19 protein-coding genes and 1 pseudogene are annotated in these 19,912 nt (G+C 72.1%); 7 read left to right on the forward strand and 13 right to left on the reverse strand.

The features are described from left to right. The 4 genes and pseudogenes from OJ997_RS31030 to OJ997_RS31045 form a co-directional block, all read right to left on the reverse strand. Positions 1–1,002 (reverse strand): annotated as a pseudogene (locus OJ997_RS31030) (hypothetical protein); the annotation flags it as partial. 58 nt (positions 1,003–1,060) lie between these two features. Further along, positions 1,061–2,575, reverse strand: a complete 1,515-nt coding sequence (locus OJ997_RS31035) for an alkaline phosphatase D family protein (protein ID WP_270029245.1) — start codon at positions 2,573–2,575, stop codon at positions 1,061–1,063. A gap of 57 nt (positions 2,576–2,632) precedes the next feature. Further along, entirely contained in the window at positions 2,633–2,983 is a 351-nt protein-coding gene (locus OJ997_RS31040; RefSeq protein WP_270029246.1) for a hypothetical protein, read from the reverse strand. Between the two features lie 5 nt (positions 2,984–2,988). After that, the gene (locus OJ997_RS31045; RefSeq protein ID WP_270029247.1) at positions 2,989–3,528 is read right to left on the reverse strand and encodes a TetR/AcrR family transcriptional regulator; all 540 of its coding nucleotides are present in this window, start codon (positions 3,526–3,528) and stop codon (positions 2,989–2,991) included. Positions 3,529–3,622: 94 nt separating this feature from the next. Here OJ997_RS31045 and OJ997_RS31050 point away from each other — a divergent pair, with 94 nt between their 5' ends. After that, the gene (locus OJ997_RS31050; RefSeq protein WP_270029248.1) at positions 3,623–5,038 is read left to right on the forward strand and encodes an MFS transporter; all 1,416 of its coding nucleotides are present in this window, start codon (positions 3,623–3,625) and stop codon (positions 5,036–5,038) included. Here the strand turns inward: OJ997_RS31050 and OJ997_RS31055 are convergent. From OJ997_RS31055 to OJ997_RS31065, 3 genes are read right to left on the reverse strand one after another with little or no spacing between them, the layout of a single operon-like run. After that, positions 5,013–6,443, reverse strand: coding sequence for an Nramp family divalent metal transporter (locus OJ997_RS31055; RefSeq protein WP_270029249.1), 1,431 nt, complete (start codon positions 6,441–6,443; stop codon positions 5,013–5,015). The two genes, OJ997_RS31050 and OJ997_RS31055, sit on opposite strands and share 26 nt — an antisense overlap. Then, the gene (locus tag OJ997_RS31060; protein ID WP_270029250.1) at positions 6,421–8,175 is read right to left on the reverse strand and encodes a bifunctional sugar phosphate isomerase/epimerase/4-hydroxyphenylpyruvate dioxygenase family protein; all 1,755 of its coding nucleotides are present in this window, start codon (positions 8,173–8,175) and stop codon (positions 6,421–6,423) included. The genes OJ997_RS31055 and OJ997_RS31060 overlap by 23 nt, the downstream gene beginning before the upstream one ends. Beyond that, complete coding sequence (locus tag OJ997_RS31065; RefSeq protein ID WP_270029251.1) at positions 8,172–9,005, reverse strand: shikimate dehydrogenase; 834 nt, start codon at positions 9,003–9,005, stop codon at positions 8,172–8,174. The genes OJ997_RS31060 and OJ997_RS31065 overlap by 4 nt, the downstream gene beginning before the upstream one ends. A 66-nt stretch (positions 9,006–9,071) precedes the next feature. Between OJ997_RS31065 and OJ997_RS31070 the strand changes: the two genes are divergently transcribed. Further along, positions 9,072–9,707, forward strand: a complete 636-nt coding sequence (locus OJ997_RS31070) for a TetR/AcrR family transcriptional regulator (protein ID WP_270029252.1) — start codon at positions 9,072–9,074, stop codon at positions 9,705–9,707. Here OJ997_RS31070 and OJ997_RS31075 read toward each other — a convergent pair whose 3' ends face one another. From OJ997_RS31075 to OJ997_RS31090, 4 genes are all read right to left on the reverse strand, one after another. Further along, positions 9,708–10,274, reverse strand: coding sequence for a DUF1707 SHOCT-like domain-containing protein (locus OJ997_RS31075; RefSeq protein WP_270029253.1), 567 nt, complete (start codon positions 10,272–10,274; stop codon positions 9,708–9,710). Positions 10,275–10,340: 66 nt separating this feature from the next. Then, positions 10,341–11,555 carry an RNA polymerase sigma factor gene (locus OJ997_RS31080; protein ID WP_270029254.1) on the reverse strand — a complete coding sequence of 405 codons (1,215 nt, stop codon included), beginning with the start codon at positions 11,553–11,555 and terminating at the stop codon, positions 10,341–10,343. Further along, complete coding sequence (locus OJ997_RS31085) at positions 11,555–11,929, reverse strand: YciI family protein (protein ID WP_270029255.1); 375 nt, start codon at positions 11,927–11,929, stop codon at positions 11,555–11,557. Before OJ997_RS31085 ends, OJ997_RS31080 begins: the two co-directional genes overlap by 1 nt. Positions 11,930–12,022: 93 nt before the next feature. Then, a complete protein-coding gene (locus tag OJ997_RS31090; protein ID WP_270029256.1) occupies positions 12,023–12,550 on the reverse strand; it encodes a hypothetical protein in 528 nt (175 codons plus the stop codon). A 140-nt stretch (positions 12,551–12,690) separates the two neighbouring features. Between OJ997_RS31090 and OJ997_RS31095 the strand changes: the two genes are divergently transcribed. The 4 genes from OJ997_RS31095 to OJ997_RS31110 are packed head-to-tail and all read left to right on the forward strand — an operon-like array spanning position 12,691 to position 16,502. Beyond that, a complete protein-coding gene (locus tag OJ997_RS31095) occupies positions 12,691–13,986 on the forward strand; it encodes an Ig-like domain-containing protein (protein ID WP_270029257.1) in 1,296 nt (431 codons plus the stop codon). Positions 13,987–14,005: 19 nt separating this feature from the next. Further along, positions 14,006–14,812, forward strand: coding sequence for a sulfurtransferase (locus OJ997_RS31100; RefSeq protein ID WP_272600479.1), 807 nt, complete (start codon positions 14,006–14,008; stop codon positions 14,810–14,812). Positions 14,813–14,850: 38 nt separating this feature from the next. After that, entirely contained in the window at positions 14,851–15,864 is a 1,014-nt protein-coding gene (locus OJ997_RS31105; protein ID WP_270029259.1) for a GGDEF domain-containing protein, read from the forward strand. 26 nt (positions 15,865–15,890) lie between these two features. Continuing rightward, positions 15,891–16,502, forward strand: coding sequence for a hypothetical protein (locus OJ997_RS31110; protein WP_270029260.1), 612 nt, complete (start codon positions 15,891–15,893; stop codon positions 16,500–16,502). Here OJ997_RS31110 and OJ997_RS31115 read toward each other — a convergent pair. Next, positions 16,499–17,419 carry a DUF5996 family protein gene (locus OJ997_RS31115; protein ID WP_270029261.1) on the reverse strand — a complete coding sequence of 307 codons (921 nt, stop codon included), beginning with the start codon at positions 17,417–17,419 and terminating at the stop codon, positions 16,499–16,501. The genes OJ997_RS31110 and OJ997_RS31115 overlap by 4 nt on opposite strands. Positions 17,420–17,474: 55 nt before the next feature. Between OJ997_RS31115 and OJ997_RS31120 the strand changes: the two genes are divergently transcribed. Beyond that, entirely contained in the window at positions 17,475–17,954 is a 480-nt protein-coding gene (locus OJ997_RS31120; RefSeq protein WP_270029262.1) for a VOC family protein, read from the forward strand. 1 nt (position 17,955) lies between these two features. Here the strand turns inward: OJ997_RS31120 and OJ997_RS31125 are convergent, their stop codons facing one another. Beyond that, entirely contained in the window at positions 17,956–19,911 is a 1,956-nt protein-coding gene (locus OJ997_RS31125) for a hydantoinase B/oxoprolinase family protein (RefSeq protein WP_270029263.1), read from the reverse strand. Position 19,912 lies beyond the last annotated feature (1 nt).

A 19,912-nucleotide genomic window follows, 5' to 3' on the forward strand; every position in this document is an offset into this window, starting at 1 on the left:
GGCGACGCGGGCCGTGTCGGCGAGTCGCGCGGCGGCGATGTCGCCCGCGGCCGGGGCGGCGGCCGCGCCGCGCGGGCGCGTCAGGGTGCGCGTGCTCGCCAGCTTCACGGTCGGGCGCGTCTTGTCGGCGCACGGCGCGGCGCCTGGCGGCGGCGCGCTGCCCGCGACCGGGGTGGCCACGGCGAGCGTCGCGTCCGGCGCGGTCCACGTGTCCGCGCCGAGCCGCACGAGCAGCGGGCCCGCGGGCGCGTCTACCGTCAGCTCGACCGACGCGCGGCGGCGGTCCGCGCAGGCCAGCGCCTCACCGCCCGCGAACGCGGTCAATGTCGCGGCACCCGTGGCCACGAGCCGCACGCGGCCGGCGACCGGCACGTCGATGCGGCGCCACACGGACGCGGCCGCCGGGCAGGCCGGCTGCGCCGGGTCTTCCTCGGTCAGCGTCGCGCCCGCCAGCGGGATCGTTCCCGGCCCGAGCGGGGCCTGCGCGGCGTGATCGCCGGGTGGAGCGGCAAGCGGGGTGAGGTCCGTCGTCGCCAGGCTCAGCAGCAGCCGATCCGCCTCGCGCCCGCCGGCCTGGATCAGCACCTGACGACCGGCGGGGACGTGCAGATCGACCACCGACGCGCCCTCGCCGGCGTCCGCGACGGGCGAGCCGACGCCGTCGCACGCCTGCGGCTCGGCCAACGCCTCCACGCCGTTCGCCCCCTGGACGAACGCGGCGAGGTCCGGCGGCGTCGTGGTCGGGCCCGTCGCCTCGACCTTCACGCGCCGCGGCACGCCCGCCGCCTCGACGCGGAACCACACGGTGCGCTCGAAGCTGGCCGACCCCAGGCACCGCGGCACGCCCGCGTCCGGGGTCGCGCCGTCGAGGTTGGCCTGCGCCTCGCGCTCGGTCACCGCGCCGTTCTCGGCGGTCACGGACTGGAACGCGGTCGCTCCCGCCGGCGCGTCGTTCGCGGGCGCCGCGAGGGCGAGCGCGGCGAGAACCACGGCCGCGCTCATCGTCCGCCGCCCGCGTGTCCCGCCGCGGTCGCGCCCGGGCGCGCCATCGTCGTCGCGTTCATCGCGTCCTCCGGTTCAGATCGCGCTGGATCGCCTTCTGCAGCGTTCGCTTTCGCGGCGCGGCCGACCCGCGTGCCTTCGGCGCCGCCGAGGACCCCGCCGACTCGACCCGGTTCTCGCCCGCCGTCTGGTGGAAGCGCGCGAGCGTCCGGGCCGGCGCGCCCTTGGTCGTGATGTCGCTGGCGCGGTACTCGACGTCCATCCCGGCGTCGCCGATCTCGGCTCGCGCCCAGCCGTGCGCGGTGCCGTCGAAGTAGCGCATGTTCAGGTTGTTGGCGATGATCACCGGCTCGTCGATCCCCTCCAGCGCGTCCGGCAGCCCGGTCGACGTGACCGAGCCGCCGACGTACTCCGTCGCGAACGACTGGCTCGGCAGCACGCGCGTGTCGGCGGCGACGAACAGGTGGATGTCGCCGGTGAGGAAGACGACGTCGTCGATCCCGCCCGCGATGTGCGCCTCGAGCTCGGCGCGCTCGTCCACGTAGCCGTCCCACTGGTCCGTGTTCACCGGGATCGCGTTCGCCACGCGCAGCGGCGTGAACATCGCCTGGTTGCCGATCAGCTTCCAGCGCGCGTCGGAGGCGCTCAACGACGACTTCAGCCAGTCGAGCTGGGGGCGGCCGAGCATCGACTTCGGCGACGCGGTCCGGTACTGGCGCTGGTCGAGCAGCGCGAGCTCGGCCGTCCGCCCAAGCTTCAACGACTTGTAGATCCGCGTGCGCTCGGACGGCATCGCCATCCGCGGCAGCCACTCGAACGACGCGCGGTAGCCCGCGTCACGCTGCAACGCCGACGGTGCCGGATCGCCGTCGGAGTAGTTGTCGGCGACCTCGTGGTCGTCCCAGATGTGCACGACCGGATGCAGGCGGTGGAGCTCGCGCAGATCCGGGTCCTGCCGGTAGAGCTGGAGCTTGGAGCGGTACGTGTGCAGGTCGGTGCTGGCGACGTCAGGCCGCAGCCCCTCGGGCTCGTCGTACTCGTACGTGTAGTCGCCGAGGAACACGTACAGGTCGAGGTCCGTGCCCGCCGCGTCGCGGTGCGCGTTGAAGTAGCCGTCGGCGTAGTTCTGGCAGCTCGAGAACCCGACCGCGACCGCCGCCCGCGAGTCCGGTGCCGGCGCCGTCTTCGTGCGCCCGACTGGGGAGACGTCCTCCGTGCCCTCCCACACGTACCAGTAGTGCCGCCCCGGCTCCAGCCCGTTCACACGGCACTTGAGCGTGCCGTCGACGCTGCGGCTCGTGGGCACGACGACCGTGGCGACGGTGCGCGACAGGCCCTCGTCGGCGGCGACGATCAGCCGCGCGCCGCTGACCGGGCGCTCGGTCGACAGCCGCGACCAGAAGGTGACGGCGTCGTGCGACGGCTCGCCCGAGGCGACGCCGTCGAGGAAGCGGCCCGGCCCGGGCTCGGCGGGGCGTTCGACGATCCGGCCGAACGCTTTGGGAACGAAGGCGTACGCGCCCGCGACAGACGCGGCGACGACCAGCTCCCGACGGGTGAGGCGGCGATGCACGCCGCCCCGTGTACCCCGTCAGTCCACTTTCGGGAGCTTGGTCACCGATCGTTCACATCAGAGTGCGGCGGTCACGTCGCGGTGGACGAGCACGACGGCGGGCTCGTCCTGCAGCACCTGCAGGTAGCGACGGCCGAAGCCGCTGTCCGGGGCGGGCTCGACCAGCAGCGCGCGGATCTGCTCGGTCGCGCGCTCGACGGCCGCGTCGTCGCCGTCGTGATGGGCTTCGTCGAGCGCGGCGATCGGCTTGAACAGCTCGGTGATCCAGCTGAAGCGGAGGTCGTCGGTGGCGGCCTGGAGCAGCTCGGCGGCGCTCATGCGTCCGCTGATGCGCTCGACCTGGCGGCGCTGGACGTCGAGGAGCAGGCGGTGAAGCTCCAGGAGGGAGCGGCGGAGATCTGCGGTCACGACGTTCAGGGTCGCAGGCCGCGCAGAACGACCTCGATGTAGCGGTCCACGTCGAGCCCGGGGCGCGCCGTGGCGCCGATCATCCGCAGGGCGACGAGCACGTCCTCGGCGCCGAAGTCCGGCCGCAGCTCGCCGTCGGCGTGCGCGCGCTCGACGATCGGCTCCACGATCGCGACCGCCGGCTCGCGCAGGCGTGAGAGCGCGGGCGCCGTGGCGGGGTCACGCGCGAGCGCGTCGACCAGCCCGTGGTGGGAGCGCTGCTCGCGGACCGCCTCGTGGATGAACGCGGCGAGCACCGGTGCGTCGGCGGCCAGCGCCTGGTCCCGCGCGCGCTCCACTGGCTCCAGGATCGTGTCCAGGACGGCCGCGACGAGGTCGTCCTTGGTGGGGAAGTGGCGGTACAGCGTGGCCACGTTCACGCCCGCGCTCACCGCGATCACGTTCACGCTCGCGCCCAGACCCTCCTCGCGGAAGGCGTTCGCGGCGGCGTCGAGCAGCCGCTCCCGGTTGCGAGCGGCGTCGCGGCGCTTCGGAGGGGTCGACACGCCACCCAAGATACCGAAGTCATGACTGCGTTTTCGTGCTACCTTGCCCTGTTGCCAGTACCGCAGTCATTACTTCGCTCAGAGGGTCCCCGCCATGGAACACGCAGAAGACAACCGCCAATCGCCCGGTCGCACGCTGGCCATCCTCGGCGTCGGCACGCTCGCGTTCGTGCTCGCGCAGACGACGGTCATCCCCGCGCTGGGGGAGATGCAGAAAGAGCTGAACGCGTCCGCGAGCGGCATCGCGTGGATGGTCACGGCGTACCTCCTCGTCGCTTCGATCGCCACGCCGATCTTCGGCAAGCTCGGCGACATGTTCGGCAAGGAGCGCTTCCTGGCGATCTCCCTCGCGCTGTTCGCGGTCGGCTCGGTGGTCTGCGCGTTCTCCGACTCGCTCGCGCTGATGATCGTCGGCCGCGGTCTACAGGGCCTGGGCGGCGGTGTCCTCCCGCTCTCCTTCGGCATCATCCGCGACGAGTTCCCGGCCAACCGGGTGCCGACCGCCATCGCGCTGCTCGGCGCGATCTCCGCGATCGGATCCGGCATCGGCCTCCCGCTCGGCGGCGTCCTCGTCGACGGTCCCGGCTACCACTGGATCTTCATCGTCGCCGCGATCATGGGCGTGCTCGCCACGATCACGACGGTCAAGTTCGTGCCGGAGTCGCCGATCCGCACCCCCGGCCGCGTCGACTTCGTGGGCGCCGGCATCCTCGCCGTCGGCCTGACCGCGCTGCTGATCGCGATCTCCCGCGGCGCCGAATGGGGCTGGGGCTCGTTCGACACGCTCGGCCTGATCGCCGCCGGCCTTGTCGTGCTGGCGGCGTTCGGCGTCTTCGAGTCGCGCCACAAGGCACCGCTCGTGAACATGAAGACGCTCGCCCGGCGTCCGGTGCTGACGACGAACATCTCGACCTTCCTGATCGGCTCGGCGATGATCGCCACCTTCGTGCTGGTGCCGCAGCTCGCGCAGCTGCCCGACGGCGGCGAGGGCGCGGGCTTCGGGCTCTCCGCCACGCAGGCCGGCCTGCTGCTCGCCCCGGGCAGCCTCTTGTCGCTGCTGATCGCGCCGTTCGTCGGCAAGGCGGGTGAGCGCTTCGGCTCCAAGCCGCCGTTCTTCGTCGGCTGCCTGATCGTCGGCGCGGCCTTGATCGGCATGGCCTTCGCCCACGGCTCGCCCGCGCTGGTGATCGTCTGGTCCGCGCTGATGTTCGCGGGCGTCGGCATCGCGTTCGCCTCGATCCCGAACCTGATCGTCAACGCCGTCGAGGCGAAGGAGACCGGCGAGGCGATCGGCGTGAACACGATCATCCGCAACGTCGGCTCCGCCGTCGGTGCTCAGATCGCGGGCGTGATCATCGCCTCGCACGTGATCGCCACGGGCGTCGAGGACTCGGGCTTCACGCTCGCGTTCATCCTCAGCGCGGGCGGCGCGTTGGTCGCCGCGGCGTCGGTCCTGCTCATCCCCGGCCGCCGCGGCGCGGTACTCACACCAGCTTCTTCGCCTCGTTGAGGGCGACGATGATCGTGCACGTGCCGAGCAGCAGCACGGACGCGACGAGGATCACGCGCCGGTAGCCGCCGAGCTGGATGGCCTTCGGCAGGTAGCGCCGGTTCGTGATCAGGAGCAGGATCGTGTAGACGGTCATGATCGCGCCGCCCATCACGGTCGAGATCGTGAGCAGCACGAGCGGCTGGTCGAACCCGAGCAGCAGGATCGCCGAGCCGAACGTGATCATCGTCCAGACGACCGTGAAGTACATGCGCGACTCCGACCACTTGGACTCGCGCGTGTGCAGCACGTCGGCGACGAGCCGCGAGACGTAGTCGACGATGCCCAGAGCGGCGGCGAACAGCGAGATCGCGCCGACCGCCAGGAACATCGTGCCGAACCAGCTGCCGACCGCGCCGTCGAGCACCGACGCCTCGAGCGAGATGAAGTCGAAGCCGCTCGAGTCGGGCAGGTCCGGGTTCTGGAAGACGGTCGAGTACGCGAGCAGCGAGAAGACGCAGATCGTGATCGTCGCGACGCAGGCGAAGGACACGAACTGCTCGAGGTTCGCGCGCTTCCACCACTCGTTCCAGCGGCTCATGTTCGCCTCGTCGGTCGGGAACGAGAGGCGGTCCGCTTCCGGGGCGGCCTCTTCCTGACCGGTGATGGGGGAGACGATGCGCGGGACGTACTTCCCCATGCCGAAGCCCTTGTCGCGGATCCAGTTGCTCTGCACGAGGTTGTTCGCGCCGCCCGCGCCGGCGGCGGCGAGCGCGCCGACGAGGATCGCGAGCTGGATCTCGCCCGGGAACGAGCCGAAGCTCGTGACCACGGCCGTGGAGTCCTCGAACGCGGTGGCCTTGATCGCCGCGAAGATGGCGATGACCATGAACACCAGGATCGCGCCGACCTTGATGAACTGCAGCTTCTCGACCGTGTTGTAGACGACCGGACTCGCCGTCAGGATCGCCCCGATCACGACCAGGATGCCGATCGCGATCAGGTTCGGGTCACCGCCACCGACCGCGAAGGTGAACACGGTCGCGGCGCTCGTCGCCCAGCCGGGCCACATCGTCGCCAGGATCGCGCCGGCGGCGAGGATGCCGCCCCACGGCCGCCACAGCCGCTGGAAGGAGCCGATCGCGGTCTCGCCCGTCGCGAGCGTGTAGCGCTCGATCTCCATGTTGATGAAGAACTGCACCGCCACGCCGACCACGGCCGCCCACAGGAACACGAGCCCGGCCTGGGAGGCGATGTAGGGGAAGAGGATGTACTCGCCACTGGCGACGCCGACGCCGACCAGGATCACGCTCGGGCCGAGCAGCTTGCGCAGCGGCGGCGGATCGGGCAGCTGGCGCTCCTCCGAACGCTCTCCTCGCGCGAATCGTCCCGTGGTGACGGGTTCAGGCTCCAGCACCTTCTGCATGTCTCTCTCCTCTGCTTTGCGCAGCCATGCGGACTGATGAGTTCAGGGCGCCGTAGCCGCGATAGCCACCACGGCGCTCGAGCACCTCGAAGAACACGCGCCCGCCGATCGGGGCGATGTAGAAGTGCAGGAGCTCTCCCTCGGGCGTGCGGTCGTACAGCACCCCGAGCTCCCGCAGATGGGCGGCGTCGAGATCGAGCCGCGCCTCCAGGTCGTCGTAGTAGTTGTCGGGAACCTCGAGCAGCGGGACGCCGCGGTCGCGCAGCGCACGGGCGGTGGCGAGCGCGTCGTCGGTCGCGAAGGCCACGTGCTGGAGCTCCGTCCGCTCGTGACCGGCCAGCGCGGGCACGTTGAGCACGACGCGGACGTCGCCGCCGGCGTAGGCACGGCTGCGCACCAGCCCGTCGGGCGCGGCCAGCTCGGCGCTCTCGCTCGGCTCCAGGTCGAGCACGGAGCGGTAGAAGAGCCCGGCCTCGTCGAAGGCCTCGAAGGGCTGCGCGAGCGTGATGTGGTCGATGCGCTCGATCGGGACGCCGTCGGTGGCGGGCTCGCCGGTCGGCAGGAAGTCGCCCAGCCAGTCGCTGCCGCAGAAGAACACGGCGGTGCCGTCGGGCGCGGCGACCGCGGTCAAGTCGGCCTCGCCGGTGCCGCGGCGGCGCTCGAGGCTCGGGGCGAGCAGCGCGTGGGCGCGCTCGGCGGAGGCGGCGGGGTCTTCGCTCGTGACCGCGATAGCCACCACTTCGGGGTCGTCCTCGCCGGCGCCGTGGTTGAGCACGACGCGAATGGCCCCGTGCTCCCACAGCTGCACTGGCTTGGAGCGGTGCGGGCCCGCGTGCGCGAAGCCCATCGCGCGCAGCAGCGCCTCCAGGTCCGGCGCGGAGTCCGCGTCGACGCCGATCTCCACGAACGCGAACCCGTGCAGCGGCGCGGGGGCGGGAAGTGGCGTCTGCTCGAGCAGGATCAGCGAGCGCATCGCGTCGATCGCGGTGCGGCGCGCGTCGGCCTGGCGGAAGACGTCGTTGAAGACCTCGAGCGAGAGCGGGCCGTCGTAGCCCGTGGCGAGCACGCGGCGCAGCAGGCCGGCGACGTCCAGCGCGCCCTGGCCGGGGAAGCAGCGGTAGTGGCGGCTCCACTGGAGCACGTCCATCGCCTTCCGCGGCGCGTCGGCGAGCTGGAGGTAGAAGATCTTCTCGCCGGGGATGCGGTCGATCGTGGCGAGGTCGGTGCCGCGGCTGAGGATGTGGAACGAGTCCAGGCACGTGCCGAGCGCGGGGTGGTCGGCCTGCTCGACGATCCGCCACGCGTGGTCGTAGGTGCTCACGTGGCGGCCCCAGGCGAGCGCCTCGTAGGCGATCTTCAGGCCGCGCTCGTGGGCGCGCGCCGCGAGCGCGTGGAGGTGCTCGGCCGCCAGCGCGTCGTCGTCGATCGCGTCCGGTCGCACGTTCGAGCACACGAGCATGGTCGGCGCGCCGAGCGCCTCCATCACGTCGAACTTGGCCTCGGCGCGGCGGAAGTCGGGGTGGGCGACCGCTTCGAAGTCGCGGAACGGCTGGTAGAGGTCGATGCTCAGGCCGAGCTCGTCGGCGAGCTCGCGCACTGCCGTTGGCGCGAGCGGCGAGTTGATCAGGTCGGCCTCGAACAGCTCGACGCCGTCGAAGCCCGCGGCGGACGCCGCTTGGAGCTTCTCGTCGAGCGTGCCCGACAGGCACACGGTCGCGATCGAGCGCCTCAATGTGCTCCCGCCAATTCCACGATTTGCTCGAAGTGGCGCAGCATCCGCTCGCGGTCCGGCGCAACGCCGGTGAAGCGCTCGAACGCGCCCGCGGCCTGCATCACGGCCATCCCGCCGCCGTCGAGCGTGCGGCAGCCGTGCTCGCGCGCCTTGTGCAGCAGCTCGGTCTCCAGCGGCCGGTACACGACCTCGGCGACCCACAGCTCCGGCCGCAGCAGCTCCTCGTCCAGTGGGAGGCCGGGGTGCGCGGCCATGCCGGTCGGCGTGGCGTGGATGAGGCCGTCGGCGTCCTCGAGCTGGTCGAGCGGGCCGGTGCGCGCGCCGAGCCGGTTCGCGAGCGCGGCGGCGCGGGTGGAGTCGGTGTCGACGATCACGAGCTCCCGCGCGCCCATGCGCAGCGCGGCGTGCGCGACGGCCGAGCCCGCGCCGCCCGCGCCGAGCACGACGACCTTGTCCAGCGTGGCGTCGGGGAGGCCGCGCGCGAAGCTCTCGGCGAAGCCGCTTGCGTCCGTGTTGTGGCCGACGGCGCGGCCGTCCTCCTCGAACACGACGGTGTTGACGGCGTCGAGCGCCGCGGCCTCGGGGGAGAGGTCGTCGAGGTGCTGCACCACGTCCTGCTTGCACGGATGCGTCACGTTGAGCCCGCTGTACCCGCGCTCGCGGGCGCGCTCGACGATCGCGTGCAGGTCGAGCTCCAGCTGGTCGATGTCGAGCAGGCGGTACTCGTAGTCCAGCCCTTGCGCGGAGGCCTCGGCCTCGTGCAGCGCGGGGGACAGGGAAGCGTCGATGCCGGCTCCGACGAGCCCGACGAGATGTGATCGCTGGGACATAATGTACGAACTAGTACGTTAGTCCCCGATCCGCCGATTTGTCAAACGGACCTAGAATCGGAAGCGATGGCCGCCCGGCCCGCCACCCCGCCCGACCGCTCGCGCGACCGTGAGCGCACGCGGGCCGAGATCCTCGACGTCGCCACGAGGGAGTTCGCCTCCCGCGGCTACTCGGGGGCGCGCGTGGACGACATCGCCGAGCGGACGCGCACCACCAAGCGGATGCTCTACTACTACTTCGACTCCAAGGAAGGCCTGTTCGTGGCCGTCCTGGAGCGCGCGTACGCCGCCATCCGCGACGCCGAGCGCGCGGTCGACGTCGACCACCTGGACCCGGTCGCCGCGATCCGCCGGCTCGCCGAGCTGACGTTCGACCACCACGAGGCGCACCCGGACTTCATCCGCCTCGTGAGCATCGAGAACATCCATCGCGGCGAGCACATGGGCGACTCCCTCGCGGCGATCAACGCTCCCGCCGTGGAGCGGATCGACCGCATCCTCCGGCGAGGGCGCGAGGCCGGCGAGTTCCGCGACGACGTGGACGCCGTCGACCTGCACATGCTCATCAGCTCGTACTGCGTCTTCCGCGTCGCCAACCGCCACACCTGGCAGGCGCTGTTCGAGCGCGACCTGCTCGACCCGGCGCTGCGCGAGCGCTACCGCACGATGCTCGGCGACGTCGTCGTCCAGTACCTGACGTAGCTAGAAGCGGTCTAGCGCCTGGCGGATGGCGCGTGACGCCACGCCCCACACGTGCGTCTCCGTCCGGCCTGGGTGGAGCGTCATGTCGATCGTCACGGAGTTGCCGAGCCGGTCGCGCAGCACGATCTGGGCGCCGGTGCGGTGGACGAGCTGGTAGCCCTCGGCGGTGAAGATCGGGACGACGTGGTCGAGGACCTTGCGTCCCGCCTCGCGCGGGTCGGCGCCGCCCGCCCATTCCTGCGAGAACATCTGCATGCCCGGGAGCCACGGCCGCAGCCCGGGCCACGGCTTGATCCACGGTGGCAGCGGTGGTGGGATCGGGGGCGGGAACGCCTGGGGACGGGGCGCCGGCGGCGGATACGCCGGGGGTGCCGGCGCGGGCCCGAGCTTCGGCGGCCGCGGCAGGTCCTCGACGAGCGCCGCGAGCTCACCCCGCGTCTTGGCGGCGTACGCGACGGCGCAGCGCTCGTCGAGCTCCTCGACGGTGATGCGGCCGTTCGTGGCCGCTTCGCGCAGCAGCCCGACGATCCACTCCCGTTCCGTGTCCGAGGCCCGCGTGCGATCCATCGCCACACAGAATGGTGACCGACCCTCGCGCCGCTTGTCGGGCCGCCCGGTGGATCGTCGATGCCGCTAGCCGGTCCGCGACAACAGCAGCTCGCGCTCGCGCTCGGTCGGCGCGAGCGCGGCGGCGCGCCGCAGCTCCTCATCCGCCTCGGCGTCACGGCCGAGGCGGCGCAGGACGTCGGCGCGGGTCGCGCCGAGCAGGTAGTAACGGGCAAGCCGCGGGTCGCCGGCGATCGCGTCCAACGCCGCCAGCGCGGCTTCGGGCCCGTCGGCGTGCAGGACCGCGATCGCGCGGTTGAGCTCGACGATCGGCGACGGCGCGAGCTGGGCGAGCGCGTCGTAGAGGGCGACGATCGCCTCCCAGTCGGTCTCCTCGAACGAGCGCGCCCGCGCGTGGCAGGCGGCGATCGCGGCCTGGAGCGTGTACGGACCCAGCGGCCGCCGCAAGGCCACGGCGCGGTCCAGCGCCGCGAGGCCGTGCGTGATCAGGGTTCGGTCCCAGCGCCTGCGGTCCTGATCGGGGAGCGGCACCGGCGAGCCGTCCGGCGCGGTGCGCGCCCCGAACCGCGACGCCTGCAGCTCCATCAGCGCCACCAGCCCGTGCACCTCGGGCGCGCGCGGCAGGAGCCCGGCGAGCACGCGCCCCAGCCGCATCGCCTCGCGCGCGAGGTCGCGGCGGATCCACGCCTCGCCGCTCGACGCCGAGTAGCCCTCGTTGAACACGAGGTAGACGACCTCGAGCACCGCGGCCAGCCGCTCGGGCAGCTCGTCCTCCTGCGGCACCTCGAACGGCACGTGCGCCTCCGCCAACGTCCGCTTCGCCCGCGAGATGCGCTGCCCGATCGTCGGTGACGGCACGAGGAACGCCCGCGCGACCTCCTCGGTGCTCAGCCCGCCGATCAGCCGCAGCGTCAACGCCACGCGCGACTCGCGCGGGAGCACCGGATGGCACGTGACGAAGACGAGCGCGAGCAGGTCGTCGCCGATCGCCTCGGGCGTGTGGGCGTCCTCGACCGCGGGCTCCGCCAGGAGCGCATAGCGCTCGTCGCGCCCGCGCTCGCGGCGGATGCGGTCGATCGCCCGGTTGCGCGCGGCGGCCATGAGCCACGCGCCCGGGCGGTCGGGGACGCCATCGCGCGGCCACTGCTTGAGCGCCGCCACGAAGGCGTCCTGCGCGACCTCCTCGGCCAGCCCGACGTCACGCAGCAGGCGCGTGAGCGAGGCGACGAGGCGCGGGCACTCGATCCGCCAGATCGCCTCGATCGAGCGCCGCCCGTCCACTAGAGCCCCTCGCGGAACTCCTCGAGGGAGGCGCACCGGCGGATCTCGAGCCACGAGGTCGTGGTGTCGGTGGGGTCACTCGGGCAGCGGCGGGCCCACTCGAGCGCCTCCTCGAGCGAGCCGACCTCCCACACCCAGTAGCCGACGACGATCTCCTTGGACTCCGTGAACGGCCCGTCGACGACCGACGTCGTGCCGCCGTGGAAGGCGACGCGAGTGGCCTCGGAGGTCGGCATCAGCCCACCAGCCTCGAGCATGATGCCCGCCTTGGTGAGCTCCTCGTTGTAGGCGCCCATCGCCTCGAGCAGCTCGTCGCTGGGCATCGCGCCGGTCTCGTTCTTGGGCTCGATCTGCACGAACACCATGACCTTCATCGGGGTCCTCCTAGGTTGCGGTTTCACCCGTCACGTCGAATGGGGCACCCCGTTTTCGACACGAACGACGAGGATTCTCGCGTCCTGACCCGATCAGCAGCTCGCGACGACGTCGAACTCGTTGTCGGCGAGCTTCGCGCCGCCCGTGGGGAGCACCTGATAGACGGCGATGGTGGCGGTGAGGCTGTCGCCGGAGGAGACCATCGCGAACGTCGGGGTGTTCGTCGGCACGTTGATCCGCGGGTTGGCGGTGATCGCGCAGTTCTTCAGCGTCCGGCCGTCGAGATCGAAGCCGGAGAAGTCGACCTGGTAGAGGCCCGGGCCGAGCCGGCGCGTGTCGAGCTCCTCGAAGCCGAGCAGCGGGACGTCGCCGTTCTTGAGGACGCGGGCGCGGATGACCGGGTGGACCATGTGCACGCCGTGAACGGCGCGGTCGGTCAGCTGGCTGCCGGACACGGAGCCGGCGGCCATGGCGCGCTGGGTGACGACGCGGTCGCCGAGGTCGTCGGGGCTGTCGATGATGACGGCCGCGGCGGCCGTGCCCGTGAGGGCGACGAACAGCGCGAGGAAGGCGACGATGATGGCCGGCGTCGGGCGCCGGCGGGAGCGGTGATTGTCCATGCTGTGTTCGACGCCCGCCGCACGCGCCCCATCCGGGAGGAACTTCCCGCCACCTTCCCGACCGGGAGTTTGACGCGGTCAACATCGCGGCGGTAGCGTCGGCGTACCGCGTTCTGCGTCGTCCAACCGGGAGGTTGGCCATGTGCGTCTCGCATTCGCTCGTCGGCTCGCTCACGGCGGTGGTGCTGCTCGTCGGCGCTGAGCGCGCGACGGCGCAGAGCACGACGGCCACGACGGTGGTGGTTCCGGCGACCGAGCCGGTGCACGGGGAGACGGTCGCCATGACCGCGACCGTGAGCAACGTCAGCGCGCCCGCGACGGCGCCGGTGGGGTTCGTGCGCTTCCACGTGGACGATCGGCAGGTGGGGCCGCTGATCACGCTGACCGACCGTGTGGCGCAGACGAACACCCGGCCGCTTCCGGCGGGGCGGCATGTCGTCAAGGCCGAGTTCGTGCCCCGTGGCCCGTTCGCGGCCAGCACGGGCACCACCGAGCTCGCCGTCGCGCGGGCGTCCACCACGACGACCGTGCGGATCGCGCCGGCGAGCCCCGTGACGGGGGAGACGCTGTCCATCGACGCCGCGGTGGCGCCGACGACGCCGCCGCTGGGAATGCCGACCGGGGTGGTGTCGGTGGTGATCGACGGCGCCGCGGTCGTCCCGATGCTGCTCGGCCCGGACGGGATCGCGCGCGGCGTCACACGGCTCGCCGCGGCGACGCACACCGTCGTCCTCACCTACGAGGGCGACCCGAACCACGTGGGTAGCAGCGGCAGTGGCGCGGTCGTCGTCACCAAGGCCGGGACCGCGGTCGCCCTGTCCGCGCAACCGAACCCGGCAGTGCTGGAGCAGGAGGTGATGTTCAGCGTCTCGGTCGTGTCGCTCACCCCGAGCGCGTGGTGGCCGAGCGGCGTGCTCACCGCCGCGGTCGACGGGATCGCGGTCGCCGGGAGCGCGGAGATCATCGGCCAGGGCGAGGGCGCCGACTTCTGGGCGACGTTCGAGACGCCGGGCACGCACGTCGCCACCGCCCACTTCACCGGGAACCAGCACTTCCTGGCCGCGGACGCCGCGGTGCGGGTGACGGTTCGCCGGCGTGGCCTCGCGGCGGCGCGACGCCCGCTCGCGCGCGGGCTGACCTTGCGAGCGGTGCCGCGGCGTGATCGCCGTAAGCCGTACGCGTTCGCGGTGAGCGGGGTGGTGCAGCTCCCGGACTCGGTGGCGAAGGCCGACGGGTGCTCGGGCAAGGTCACGCTCGAGGCGAAGCTCAAGGCGCGGCGCGTCGCGCGCACGACGGCGACGGTCACGAGCGCGTGCACGTACCGGGCGACGCTCAGCTCGTCGCGCGCGGGCACGGTCGCGATCACCGCCGCGTTCGCCGGCAACGCGAGCGTGGGCGGCGTGTCGGCCCGGGTGGTGAAGGTCAGAGCGGGCTGAGCCTTACGATGGCGGTGTGCTGATCACCGCTTCCGAACTGGCCGCCGCACTCGACGACGTCGTGCTCCTCGACGTGCGCTGGCAGCTGGGCGGACCGCCCGGGCACGGCGAGTACCTGAAGGGCCACATCCCGGGCGCGGTGTTCGTGGATCTGGACACCGAGCTGGCCGCGCACGGCGCACCGACCGACGGCCGGCACCCGTTGCCGTCGCTCGCCATGCTGCAGGCGTCGGCGCGGCGCTGGGGCGTGCGCGCCGACCGGCCGGTCGTGATCTACGACGGCGCGGGCAACCTGGCCGCGGCGCGCGCCTGGTGGCTGCTGCGCTGGGCGGGCGTGCCGGACGTGCGGCTGCTCGACGGCGCGCTCCCCGCGTGGGAAGGCCCGCTGGACACGGACAACGTCATGCCCGTGCCGAGCGACATCGAGCTGGAGGGGAACGCGCTGCCCACGCTCGCGCTGGGCGACGTGGCGGCCTTCGCCGAGTCGAACGTGCTGCTCGACGCGCGCGCGGGTGAGCGCTACCGCGGCGAGGTCGAGCCGATCGACCCCAAGGCGGGGCACATCCCGGGCGCCGAGAGCGCGCCGACGACGGAGAACCTGGCCGAGGACGGACGCTTCCGGTCGGCGGAGGAGCTGCGGGAGCGCTTCGCGGCGCTCGGCGCCGACGGGTCGCGGCCCGTGGGCGTCTACTGCGGGTCGGGCGTGACCGCGGCGCACGAGATCGCCGCGCTCGCGATCGCGGGCGTCGACGCCGCGCTGTACGCCGGCTCGTGGTCGCAGTGGAGCAACCACGACGACCTGCCGGTGGCCACGGGCGCCGGCTGAGGTCCAGCTTCGGCCGGGCGGGCCGATCATCCGGGGGGATGGAACCGACGTGGCTCTGCCCTGACCTCGCAGCCCGGGACCGCCTGCTCGACATGGACGAGCGGCTGCGGCGTCCCCGTGCGCTCGCGTTCGGGCTTCTGGGCGCGGGTGTCGTGGCCGCGGTCCCGCACCTCGGCTGGCAGCCGCTGGGAATGCTTGCGGGCGCGATCGTCGTGCTCCTGGTCGCCAGTCGGCTGGCCAAGCGGGTCCGTACGCCGGAGTACGGCTTCGCGCTCTCGTGGGCGTTCGCGCAGAGCATGCTGGCGCTCGCCGTCGCCCTGACCGGCGGGATCGAGTCCTACGTGCTGAGCTGGCTGGTCGTCCCGCTCGTCACCGTCCCGGCGCGGTTCGGCGCGCGTGGCGTCGCCGCGGCCGTCGCCTTCATCACGCTGCTCGTGCTCGTCATCGCGGTCGGGGTCGAGCCGAGCCAGCCGCTGCCCCGCGGGTACGCCACGAGCGGCTTCCTCTTGACCTTGGCGGGCGTGTCGATCCTCTCGTTCGCGCTGATGCGCTCGGACGTCGACCACCGCACCGAGGCCGTCCTCGACGGCCTCACCGGCATGCTCAACCGCCGCGCGCTCGAGCAGCGCCTGGATGAGCTGCGCGCCCAGGCCGCGATCACCGGCGATCACGTCGCGGCGATCGTCGCGGACATCGACCACTTCAAGCGCATCAACGATGAGCACGGCCACGCCCGCGGCGACGCCGTGCTGGTCGGGGTCGCCGACCGGCTGCGCACCCGCCTGCGCGCCTTCGACCTCGCCTACCGCATCGGCGGCGAGGAGTTCGTCGTGCTGCTCCCCGGCGCGGGCACCGACGAGGCCCTCAAGCTGGCCGACGAGCTGCGCGAAGCGGTGACCACCGAGCCGATCGAGGAGCAGCGGGTGACCATGTCCTTCGGCGTTGCGGCCACGTCCGGCGGCGCGTTCGCGGCCGACGAGCTGCTCGCCGAGGCCGACGCCGCGCTCTACGTGGCCAAGGCCGGCGGGCGGGACCGCGTGATCGCCGCCTGAACACGGCTCCGGTACGGTTGCGCGCCGTGCCGCCCGTCCATCGCAAGAGCGCCATGCGCGTCCGTGACGGGCGGGTGCAGAAGAAGAACAACTGGACGCCTGATCCTGGCGACTACTACGCGCGGGCCCAGAGCGAGATTCGGATCGAGCGCGTGGACCCCGGGCCGGGGTACCGCCACGTGGTCACCGTCCGCCAGCTGCGCGAGTTCATCGAGCTGCTGCCCGACTGGGACGAGCTTGCGATCGGGCTCGAGGCGATCTCGATCTGGCGCGGCAACTCCGAGTGGCTCGGCCTGAGCAACCCCGGCGTGGTCGTGATCACGGCGTGGCCGCAGGACCTGTGGAAGGTCACGCACCGCCGGTGGCTCGCCGAGGTCGCGGACCTGCTCACGGCGCTCGGCGTCGAGTTGGCCGACGCGCCGTCCGGTGATCCCGACTTCGCCGAGGTGCGCTGGACGGAGCCGCAGGCGCGGGCGTTCATGCTGCTCGACGTGCTCGTGCACGAGCTGGGCCACCATCACGACCGGATGACCACGAGCGGTGCGTCGGCACCCCGCGGCGAGCCCTACGCGATGGCGTATGCCCGCCGCGTGCAGGACGAGATCCTGCCTGAGTACCTCGCGCGCTTCGCGATCTAGGCCGGCCGCGCGCCCTCGACCGGTGTGTAGTCGAGCGCGGCGCGGTCCCAGTGGCCGAGGTCGGCCGCGGCGTCGTAGGTGCTCTGCAGGAACGCGAGCGCGGCGGCGTCGGGGTCGGGCGCGGTGCGGACGGCCTCGTAGGGCAGCAGGAACTGGCGGAAGTCGGCGGAGTAGAACGCCTCGGCGGGCTGCACCGGTGCCGCGCCGTAGCCGTCGGGCTCGGGATACGCGTAGCTGTAGAACGCGCCCTCCTCACCGCCGCCGGGCCAGAAGCCGCAGCTGGCGAGCTCGTGCGAGTAGCCCTCGACCATCACCCAGTCGCCGCAGTTGGGCGCGCCGCCGGGATGGCGCGGAGCAAGCCGGCCGGAGAAGCGCGTGACGGCCATGTCCATCGCGCCCCAGAAGAAATGCACCGGGCTGACCTTGCCCGCGAAGCCCGAGCGGAAGCGCGTGAGGACGCGATCGACCTGCACGAGCTGACGCCAGAACAGCTGCGCCGCGACCGGGTCGTAGCTCGCGTGCTCTGTGTCCTGGTCGAACGGGGTGGCGTGCTCGATCTCCACCGGCACGGGCCAGATCTTCACGTCCAGGTTCAGCGCGGCGAGCGCGTCCACGACCTCCGTGTAGAACGCGGCCACCGACTTCGGCTCGAGCGCGATCTCCCGGTGCTCACCGTCCTCGACCGTGATCCGCAGCTGGTGCGCGCAGAAGTCGAACTCGATCTCGAACGTGCGGTCGCCGACGGGCATCGACGAGGTCGACAGCCCCCGCGGCGTCACGTACAGCGTCACCTGCCACCAGTGGTTGAGCATCGGCGCCTGCGCGAGGCGGATCTTCCCGACGATCTGCGTCCACCGGTGGAGCGTCTCGCGGGTCTCGGTCCAATCGTCAACGCGCAATGCCGGCCAAGTGCTCATGAATCGGAGGCTACGACACCGATGAGTTCGGCCTCCGGGCGTCGTTACACCCGACATGAGCAGCCAGCGCATCATCACCAACCTGTGGTTCGACACCGAGGCCGAGCAGGCCGCCGAGTTCTACTGCTCGATCTTCGAGGACGCACGGATCGTCAGCGTCGTCCCGTACGCCGAGGGCACCGACAAGGCCGGCACGCCCGTGACCGTCGAGTGGGAGCTGCTCGGCCAGCGCTTCGTCGGCATCAACGGCGGCCCGCAGTTCTCCTTCACCGAGGCGATCTCGCTCCAGATCGTCTGCGAGGACCAGGCCGAGATCGACCGCTACTGGGAGCGGCTCACCGACGGCGGGTCCGAAGGCGCGTGCGGGTGGTGCAAGGACCGCTACGGCGTCTCGTGGCAGGTCACGCCGCGCGGGCTCGACCAGCTCTTCACGGGCGACCCGGAGGCGGCGTCGCGGGCCATGCAGGCGATGTTCGGCATGCGCAAGCTCGACCTCGCCGCGCTGCACGCGGCCCGCGACGCTGTTCTGGCCTAGCTCATTCCCACTGATCGGCGCTGCGGCGGCGAAGCAGCTCGCGGTACTGCTCCGTCGTCCGTGGCAGGACGTCGCCGCTGCCCCAGTCGAGGATGACGCCGTAGTGGCGGACGAGGTCCATCACGTCGAGGTCGCCGTCGCGGAAGCGGCGGGCGACGTCCTCGGGGGCCTCGTCCAGGCGGGCTCTGCGGGCGCCGCGCTGCTCCTCGCGCAAGGCCTGCGTGGCGTCGGTGTCGACCTTGTACTCGGCGAGCTCCGCGTCGACCTCCTCGACCACGACGCCGTAGTCGAGCGCGGCGCGCTTGATGGTCACGTAGCCGTCGGCGACGTCTTCGAGGACTTCGTCGGGGTCGCGTTCGAGCGGGTCGCCGAGGCCGCCGCCGCCCGCCGACGGGCGCTCGAAGCGGTCGCCCTCCTTGACCGGGACGCCGGAGAAGTTCGCGCCGAGGAAACGCTCGTCGTCGGCGCCGCGGTTGAGCCAGACGCCGTGGGGGAGGGACGGCAGGCCGCCGCTGATGCCCCACGTCACCGACCGGGCGCGGTCGCAGCAGTAGGACATGACCGCGGCCTCGACCTGCGTGAGCGTCCCGCCCTTGCGCACGCCGCAGCCACCGCGGTGCTTTCCGGGGCCGCCGGAGTCGGGGATGATCTCGTGCTGCGAGGTGAGCACGGGCGTCAGCCGCTCCTGCCCTTCGAAGGGCTGGACCGCGAGCCCGACGCCGAAGACGGGCGACGTGCAGTCCTGGCCGTCACGCCCGTTGCGGCCGCCCCAGCCGCCGGCCATCCAGTCGTACCACATGAAGAACGGGCGGTCGTCACGGCGCGCGTCGCGGCCACCGACGAGCAGGTACTCGAGGTTGAAGCAGCACGCCATCGCGCGCTCGGGCATCAGCTGCGACCACAGCTCGAAGCCCGCGTTCATGATCTTCTCGTAGGCGCCGCTGACGGACCCGGTGACCGCGTTCGGCCAGCCCGCGTTGACGACCGTGCCCTCGGGCCCGACGTCGACCTTGATCGCGCGGTAGAAGCCGGAGTTCAGCGGGATCTCAGGCAAGAAGGTCTTGGCGGAGGCGATGGCGCCGCTGAAGGCCACACCCGCGCCGCTGTTCAGGAACGACTTGATCGCGGGATCGGAGCCGTTGAGGTCGTAGGTGATCTCGTCGCCGGCGATCGTCAGCTTGACCGCGACCTTCACGAGGCCCTCTTCGCCGCCCGGGTCGAAGTCGACGTGGTCGGTGGTCTCCCACTCGCCGTCGGGCAGGTCGGCGATGCGGGCGCGCGTGAGCCGCTCGACGTAGTCCTGCACCTCGCCGAACGCCGCGACCACGTCCTCCTTGCCGTACTTGTCGATGAGCCGGAACAGCTCCTGCTCGGCGACGCGCGTGGCTTCGATCTGGGCGTGGCAGTCGCCGACGATGTCGCCCGGCGCGCGGCTGTTGGAGGCGATCATGCCGATCACGTCATCGCGCGGGGTCCCGCGATCCACCACCCGGATCGGCGGGACGCGGATGCCCTCGCCGAAGTGGTCGGTCGCGCCGACGTCGAACGAGCCGGGGACGCTCCCGCCGACGTCCGCCCAGTGCCCGTTGGCCTGCGCGAGCGCGATCAGCTCGCCGTCGGCGAACACGGGCCGGATCAGGCTGAAGTCCGGGAAGTGCGTGCCACCGCGGTAGGGGTCGTTGACGGCGAACACGTCGCCGTCGTGGATGTCGCCCTCGAAGTCCTCGAGCACGGCCTTGGCCTTCAGGTGCAGCGTGCCGACGTGCACGGCAATGTCCTGCGAGCCCTGCATGATCGTGTCGCCATTGGCGTCGTGCAGCGCGCAGCTGAAGTCGCGGCTGAAGATGACGAACGAGTGGCAGGTGCGCAGGATCTGCTCGGCCATCTCGTCGACGACGGTGACGAACGAGTTCTTGAGCACCTCGAAGGTGACGGGGTCCAGCGTGCGCGTGGCCATC

This window comes from Solirubrobacter phytolaccae (assembly GCF_027587195.1).
GTDB lineage: Bacteria > Actinomycetota > Thermoleophilia > Solirubrobacterales > Solirubrobacteraceae > Solirubrobacter > Solirubrobacter phytolaccae.

Excerpts from the sequence above, each read along its gene's own strand:
- OJ997_RS31115 (WP_270029261.1), bottom strand. The coding sequence starts at position 17,419 with ATGAGCACTTGGCCGGCATTGCGCGTTGACGATTGGACCGAGACCCGC.
- OJ997_RS31050 (WP_270029248.1), top strand. The coding sequence starts at position 3,623 with ATGGAACACGCAGAAGACAACCGCCAATCGCCCGGTCGCACGCTGGCC.
- OJ997_RS31095 (WP_270029257.1), top strand. The coding sequence starts at position 12,691 with ATGTGCGTCTCGCATTCGCTCGTCGGCTCGCTCACGGCGGTGGTGCTG.
- OJ997_RS31120 (WP_270029262.1), top strand. The coding sequence starts at position 17,475 with ATGAGCAGCCAGCGCATCATCACCAACCTGTGGTTCGACACCGAGGCC.
- OJ997_RS31090 (WP_270029256.1), bottom strand. The coding sequence starts at position 12,550 with ATGGACAATCACCGCTCCCGCCGGCGCCCGACGCCGGCCATCATCGTC.
- OJ997_RS31105 (WP_270029259.1), top strand. The coding sequence starts at position 14,851 with ATGGAACCGACGTGGCTCTGCCCTGACCTCGCAGCCCGGGACCGCCTG.
- OJ997_RS31070 (WP_270029252.1), top strand. The coding sequence starts at position 9,072 with ATGGCCGCCCGGCCCGCCACCCCGCCCGACCGCTCGCGCGACCGTGAG.
- OJ997_RS31075 (WP_270029253.1), bottom strand. The coding sequence starts at position 10,274 with ATGGATCGCACGCGGGCCTCGGACACGGAACGGGAGTGGATCGTCGGG.
- OJ997_RS31055 (WP_270029249.1), bottom strand. The coding sequence starts at position 6,443 with ATGCAGAAGGTGCTGGAGCCTGAACCCGTCACCACGGGACGATTCGCG.
- OJ997_RS31065 (WP_270029251.1), bottom strand. The coding sequence starts at position 9,005 with ATGTCCCAGCGATCACATCTCGTCGGGCTCGTCGGAGCCGGCATCGAC.
- OJ997_RS31125 (WP_270029263.1), bottom strand. The coding sequence starts at position 19,911 with ATGGCCACGCGCACGCTGGACCCCGTCACCTTCGAGGTGCTCAAGAAC.
- OJ997_RS31085 (WP_270029255.1), bottom strand. The coding sequence starts at position 11,929 with ATGAAGGTCATGGTGTTCGTGCAGATCGAGCCCAAGAACGAGACCGGC.